The following is a 5,899-nucleotide window of genomic DNA, read 5'->3' as shown; positions in this document are numbered from 1 at the left end:
GATTCGGGCAGCCTGTCATACGGCAGGGGCGTTTCGGTTTCCTCGGCATCTCGCACCTCCAACAAAAAAGCCACCGACGGGATTTCTCCCTCGATGGCTTCTTCCTATTCTTGCTGATTCTATCATATCAAAATCAACCTAGTGAACGCAATACGAACCTTTGTGAACTCATGTGCAGTCTAATGCATTTTTATGTCCTTTTTCAAAATTTTTTCTACATCTTCCAGCGCCTTGCCGTGGATCTTATGTACCCATCGCACGCTGACATTTAAATCGGCGGCGATTTCCTCCCACGATTTGAAGCTGTGGTAGCGTCGCTCAAGGATGGCACAGGCTTTCGCGTCCTCGACCTGCCAGATCGTATTCATAATCTCAAGTTTCAGAGTCACCAGACGGTCGATGTCTGCATTGATTTCCGCTTCTGTGTCCGCTAACCGCACAATGATGCTTTCCATCTTCTGATTGTTCGGACTTGGACTCTTTGGCATATTGCTGATGACCGCGCTGACGTTCGTTGCCATATCATGCAGCTGCGCCACATAGGCGAGCTTGTCATTGATGCGCTGGTCGATGTTCCTCGCCTGCGCCAAATACTCTTTTGCTGTCATTCAGACTCCTCCTCCAGCTTTTCGAGCAGAAGCTCGCCATCCAATGTCGTCAACTGGCTGAACCATTCTGAGCGGAAGAACCGCTTGGTCTCCCTGTAGGTCTTCTCCGCTTCCGCATCTCTTGCGTTTTTCTGCAGGCGGCGCTTTGCTTCTCGAAAGTCATTTGCCGCCTGCTCAATAATGGCATTCGCCAGATTCTCATACAGCTGTATTACAGCCATTTCTTTCATCCAGTTCATCTGGAATCTCCTCCTTTTTTGTGAATCGTTTCTTTGCAATCTTTATCTCTCGGCAGCGAATCTTCTATGACCGCCTGCACTTCAGCCACCGAGCGCACCACCGAGGCGATGCCTCCCGCCGCGAGGATTTTTCGAAGCGTCGCTTCCTGCAACTTCGTCGCTCTGCCACGCTCGGTCTTGACCTCGAAGGCGAAGAACTGTCCGCCGATGCAGGCAATGATGTCGGGAATGCCTGCCGTCCCGTACATGCCGCCATGTTCCTTCCAACAGAAGCATCCCGGCACGCGCTTAAGGTGCTTCAAAATAGCTTTTACGATATATGACTCTTTCATCTGTCAAACAGACCTCCCTGTTTTCAAGGCTTCTGACACATTTGACAGCAAAAATCCTATTGTACTGTAAATTTTTATAAAATATGATGTGTATAATAAATATGTGTATATATAAAGAGATAGGATTTACATGTCAAACGTGTCAGATTGTGGTGATATTTCCGGCAGGAAATCCGCGCTTCATCCAAGGCATTCACCGAGCTTGATGCCTATGAGAGTCCGCCTTTTCCCCATGGCATCCACACCCCGTGTTATGCCGGAAAACGTCGCGGTGATTTGCTGCACGAAATTCTTCTGCGAATACGGACGCAAGCCGCATTCTTCGCAGTAGCCTTTGTACGCATTGAACAGCTCCGTCGAACCAACGGAATGTTCTGCAGAAAGTTCGCAGCAGTCCTTTACAAAGGACAGCACGGGGTCGGACTCTTCCCTGTATTGCTGCAGTTCATCGGCATTGACCTGCGTTTCCGAAAAGATGTAGCGATTCCCCATCAGACAGCGAAGCCCTTCCAAGGCAAAGAGGAAGATGCCGTCCGCTTCCATGCGGAATTTCTCCAAGAGCTCCGGATCGCGTTTTTCCTTCGGCACGGTGTATTTGAAGCGCAGGATGACAAGCCTGCGGTAAAAGCCCTCGGAGCGGTCGCCGTAGTTCTTCGGTATGCTGTTGCATGAGAACAGGAGCCTTGCGCTCGACTGGAAGCTGAACGGATTTTTGTTCTTTTTCTCCACGGTCAGATAGTCCTCGCCCACGAGCGCCTTGAAGATGCCGTTGTCGTCGATGTTCTTCGTCGGCAGGTCGGCAAAGATGTTGGCGAGCTTGCCGAAAAGTTCCGCCGTCTTGAACTGCTCATTCAGCGCCTGCCACGACACATTGCTCACGTTCCGCCTGCCTAAGAGGACGTCATTCAGTACGCGCAATAGCACGGATTTTCCCGCCGATGCCGCGCCGACAATGACAAAGCATTTCTGCGCCGAGTTGACGGGGATGAGGAAGTAGCCGAGCATTTCTTGAATCAGCCCGACCTGCTCCATGTCGCCTCCCATCGACTCGGCGAGAAACTTCCTGAACAATGGGCATCCCGCTGCCTTGTCGTAGGCGACATCGAGCTGCACCGTCGAGAAATAGTCCGGCGTATGCTCCGTCAAAGTATCCTCCAAAACATTGTACAGACCGTTGCGAACGTTGATGATGTAGGGATTGGCATTCAGTTCTCGGATATCGCGCTGCACCAGGAGACGCCATTGTTTCTCCGCATCGACGATCTGACTCATCTTCGTTTCGCGAATCAGCATCTGCTCCTGTACGAGCCTCTGCGCTTCCATCTCAGCATCTCGGCATACACGCCGCCTTGGTAGCGAAAGTGCTGCTCTGCCGCATAAAAGACCTTCTCTTTTTTCGCCAGCGTCTCAGCAAGCACGCCCGGCAGGAAGCGCAATCCTGCATCCGTCGGTTCATACCAATCGGGAAAGGATTTGAGTGCTCTCGCCTTCTTTGCCTTCAGTTTCTTCTGGAACGCTTTGCTTTCTGCCTTGAACGCCGTCTGCAATGACTTCAAGAATGCGGGCGGCAGCTTGAAATGGTCGCGAATTTTCGACTGAATCATAGCGTCCGCCGTCACCATATCCTGATTGTAGAGATAATCGAGCATGAAGGCCTTGGCGGTCTGCAAGTCTTTGACCGGCTCGCCTGTCACGGGAAGCCCCTGCAGGATTTCCAACAGCACATTGATTTCCATCGGTTGGAAGCAAGGCGCCGCCGGGGATTTCACCGGGCATTTCCCTGCCTTCGGGCACTTGAAGCCTTTTTCAGCAATCGTCCAGCATGTCATGGGCTTTGTGCCGCTCTCCAGAAAGTGGTTGATTTTCCTTTGAGTGTCCGCCTCGGAGTATCTCGGATAAGGGAGCGACAGTTCGTGAATCCTTGCCGTCCCGCCGTCAAAAGGCGCGAGGTTGGTAATCATGGCATACCAGTCGTGCTCGGAGAGCGTCGACGCATTCTCTCGGCAGTGCTTGATGAAATCACAGGCACGGCATACCTGCTCCAAACCTTTTGCCGTACCGTTCCTGCGTTCTGCGGGCGCACCTTCAACTTCCGGCAGAACGCTTGTCAGCTGCTCCTGCGTGTATTTGCGCTCCGGGTGAAAGGAGATGCAGGTCACTTCGACGGGCGTCTCCTTCTTGCAGTGTTGAAATCCGGGCAGACGCATGACGCGCGATTCGTTCACACACACGGGATCGCCGCCGAATTGCTTGACGAGCCGCTTCTGTATCTCGCGAAAGCGTTCCACTTTGGCGGTCGAATCCATGAAGTAGTAAACGTGCAGGGATTTCTGCGTCTTGATTACCATGGAGGGCGGCAAGGGAAAGGCATCAATCTTTTTCTGCTGTTCTTCGAAGGTGCCGTCGTCCATTTCGAAGAACTGCGCGTTGATTCTCGTGATGGCGGCATCCTCCTGTCCGCCGTAGTTGACCACGAAGAAGATGCCCCGCTGCATGGCATTGTGATTCTTGAGCGTTTCCTCGATGCTCTTGTACTTCCCGCACTCGCAGGACAGCTTCACGCCTTGGAAAACACCCGTTTTCTTGTCCTCGAATACGCGAAAGCAGACCGTATCGGTCGGATTGAAGAGCGCACCGAGAACATCCGTCGCCGTTACATTCATGTTGTTTCCTCCTTGAAATACCGAAGCGTTTTCTTCCGTTCTTTCGCTTCCTTGATTTCCTCCGCCATGCCCCGTGATATTTCGCCGAACACCCAGACCTCATCGCACAGCCGAAGGAGCGCCAGACCGAACATCAGCCCCATTTCGCGCTCTTCAACGTCGCTGTCATCGAGCATCTGCGGATAGAGCAGATGGCTCGCGATCGGCATATATCCCGCCTCGATGACACGGCGGCAATAGCGTATCGCCGCTTGCACATTCGCTTCTATGCTGCCCGCATATCTCGACGCCACGTAGATTTTCCTGCGGTTCTTGTAAGCATTCCGCTTCTTCTGCCGCTCGATGTACTGCTGATACAGAATCCTCTGCATCGCCGCCCCTGCGGTGGGATCGGCATAGCCTTCGCTGTTTCTGTGCATCGGTCAATCCTCCAACTCTTCCATCGCACCGAAGTTCTTTCCGGCTGCGGCTTCTGCCAGCAACGGAAGATCGAAGTCCGGAAAGGGCTGCGCTTCCATGCAGGCGCGTATAAAAGTTACGGCTTCCGAGAGTCTTTCCTCGGGGATGAGAAATGTCAGTTCGTCGTGTATCTGAAGAATGGGCTTCAGCCATGGACGCTCAGAAAGTCCCGCAAGAATCCTCGTGACAGCGATTTTCAAAATATCCGCCGCCGTCCCCTGAATCGGTGTGTTCAGAGCGCATCTTTCGGCAAAGGACTTCATACCCCAGTTGTCGCTTCGGATTTGCGGGAGATATCTGCGCCTGCCCAGCCACGTTTCCGAATACATCCGCCTTGCCGCCTGCGCTTTCGTTTCTTCCTGCCATGCGGACAGTCTGCGGTAACCGGCTTTGAGGTTGGCGATGACCGTTTCACATTCATCAAGGGATTTTCCTACGCCCGCCTTGAACTTCAACGTTTTCTGCAATCCTCTGGGAAAGAGTCCGTAGAAGGTGCCGAAGTTCACGTTTTTGGCGATAGTTCTGCGCTCCTTGTAGCCTTCCGCATGTTTGTCCTTGGCTTCTTCATCGCTCACGCCGAAGATGACGGATGTCGTGGCGGCATGAATGTCGCCGTTTTCGCGGTACGTCTTGAGCATCACTTCATCGCGGCAGTAGAATGCACCCACGCGCAGCTCGATTTGCGAGAAGTCGAGCGACAGGACGAGCTGACCTTCCGGTGCTTGGATGAAGTTTCGCACGCCGACGGGATCGTTCGTCTTTCGCGGCATGTTCTGCGCATTGGGCTTGCGGCAGTTCATCCTGCCGGTGTCCGTGGAAAGCGCGAATATCTCCGGATGGATGCGCCCTGTGACGGCATTGACATATTTCAAATATCCGTCAATGTAGGTGGACTTGATCTTGCCCCATTTGCGGTATTCCTGTACCAACGTGAAAAGCCCAGACATCTCAGGGCGATTCATGTCGCACCATTCCTTGAGAAGCGTCATGGTCATGTCGTCCGCCGCCTCGCGGTTGGTTTCCGTGGTTTTCAATACGGGCAGGTGCAGATCTCGATAGAGATAATTCTTGAATGCCTGCGTGGAGCAGTTCGCCCCGATGTTCACGTCGCCGATGATAAAGGAAATCTCCTTGCGCAGCCGCTCCATCTCGACTTCCGCTTCCACCTTTCTCTGCTCCATGAGGGAAAGATTCACGGGGATGCCGTTCTTCTTCATGATGCCGAGATATACGGCGGTCGGACTTTCCACTTTCTCCACGAGGATTCTGTGCTTCGGAAGATAACGGTCGAACCAGTCGTTGAACTTATGATAGAGACGCAGGGCAAAGTCCGCATCGGCAGCACCGTAGCGCACCGTTTCCGCATCCCCCGCATCCAGTTCATCAAAGTGCCTGCCGCCCGTCACGTACGTAAATGATGGCAGCGGTTCTCCAAACAGTTCCTCTGCCAATCGCTTCAGACCGCTTTCATTCAGCCTGCGAAATTCACAGGTGCTTTTGAGGCTCATCTGCGACGCGCAGATCGTGTCATAAACAGGCTCTTGGATTGCGATGCCCTTCGCATATGCCATCGAGGATTCAAAGGCGATGTTGTGGGC

General features: G+C 53.1%; 7 protein-coding genes. All 7 read right to left on the bottom strand.

Annotation, left to right across the window (positions count from 1 at the left end):
* Nucleotides 1-179: 179 nt before the first annotated feature.
* Nucleotides 180-608 (bottom strand): hypothetical protein, encoded by a 429-nt coding sequence (locus ACTTKG_RS08680; protein WP_009646698.1) that lies wholly within the window; start codon nt 606-608, stop codon nt 180-182.
* A complete protein-coding gene (locus tag ACTTKG_RS08675) occupies nt 605-847 on the bottom strand; it encodes a hypothetical protein (protein WP_442673819.1) in 243 nt (80 codons plus the stop codon). The genes ACTTKG_RS08680 and ACTTKG_RS08675 overlap by 4 nt, the downstream gene beginning before the upstream one ends.
* Complete coding sequence (locus tag ACTTKG_RS08670; RefSeq protein ID WP_442673818.1) at nt 844-1,179, bottom strand: VRR-NUC domain-containing protein; 336 nt, start codon at nt 1,177-1,179, stop codon at nt 844-846. The genes ACTTKG_RS08675 and ACTTKG_RS08670 overlap by 4 nt, the downstream gene beginning before the upstream one ends.
* A gap of 180 nt (nt 1,180-1,359) precedes the next feature.
* Nucleotides 1,360-2,502, bottom strand: a complete 1,143-nt coding sequence (locus ACTTKG_RS08665) for a DNA primase family protein (protein ID WP_442673817.1) — start codon at nt 2,500-2,502, stop codon at nt 1,360-1,362.
* Nucleotides 2,466-3,842 carry a DNA-primase RepB domain-containing protein gene (locus ACTTKG_RS08660; protein WP_442673816.1) on the bottom strand — a complete coding sequence of 459 codons (1,377 nt, stop codon included), beginning with the start codon at nt 3,840-3,842 and terminating at the stop codon, nt 2,466-2,468. The genes ACTTKG_RS08665 and ACTTKG_RS08660 overlap by 37 nt, the downstream gene beginning before the upstream one ends.
* Complete coding sequence (locus ACTTKG_RS08655) at nt 3,839-4,261, bottom strand: DUF7768 domain-containing protein (protein ID WP_442673815.1); 423 nt, start codon at nt 4,259-4,261, stop codon at nt 3,839-3,841. The genes ACTTKG_RS08660 and ACTTKG_RS08655 overlap by 4 nt, the downstream gene beginning before the upstream one ends.
* A 3-nt stretch (nt 4,262-4,264) precedes the next feature.
* Nucleotides 4,265-5,899 (bottom strand): bifunctional 3'-5' exonuclease/DNA polymerase (locus ACTTKG_RS08650; protein WP_442673814.1); only part of this gene is annotated, 1,635 nt, incomplete at its 5' end.

Origin of the sequence: Selenomonas sp. (assembly GCF_052169755.1) — a bacterium.
Taxonomy (GTDB): domain Bacteria; phylum Bacillota; class Negativicutes; order Selenomonadales; family Selenomonadaceae; genus Selenomonas.
Note: the sequence above shows the minus strand (reverse complement) of the source record. Positions and strands in the feature narration are given on the sequence as shown.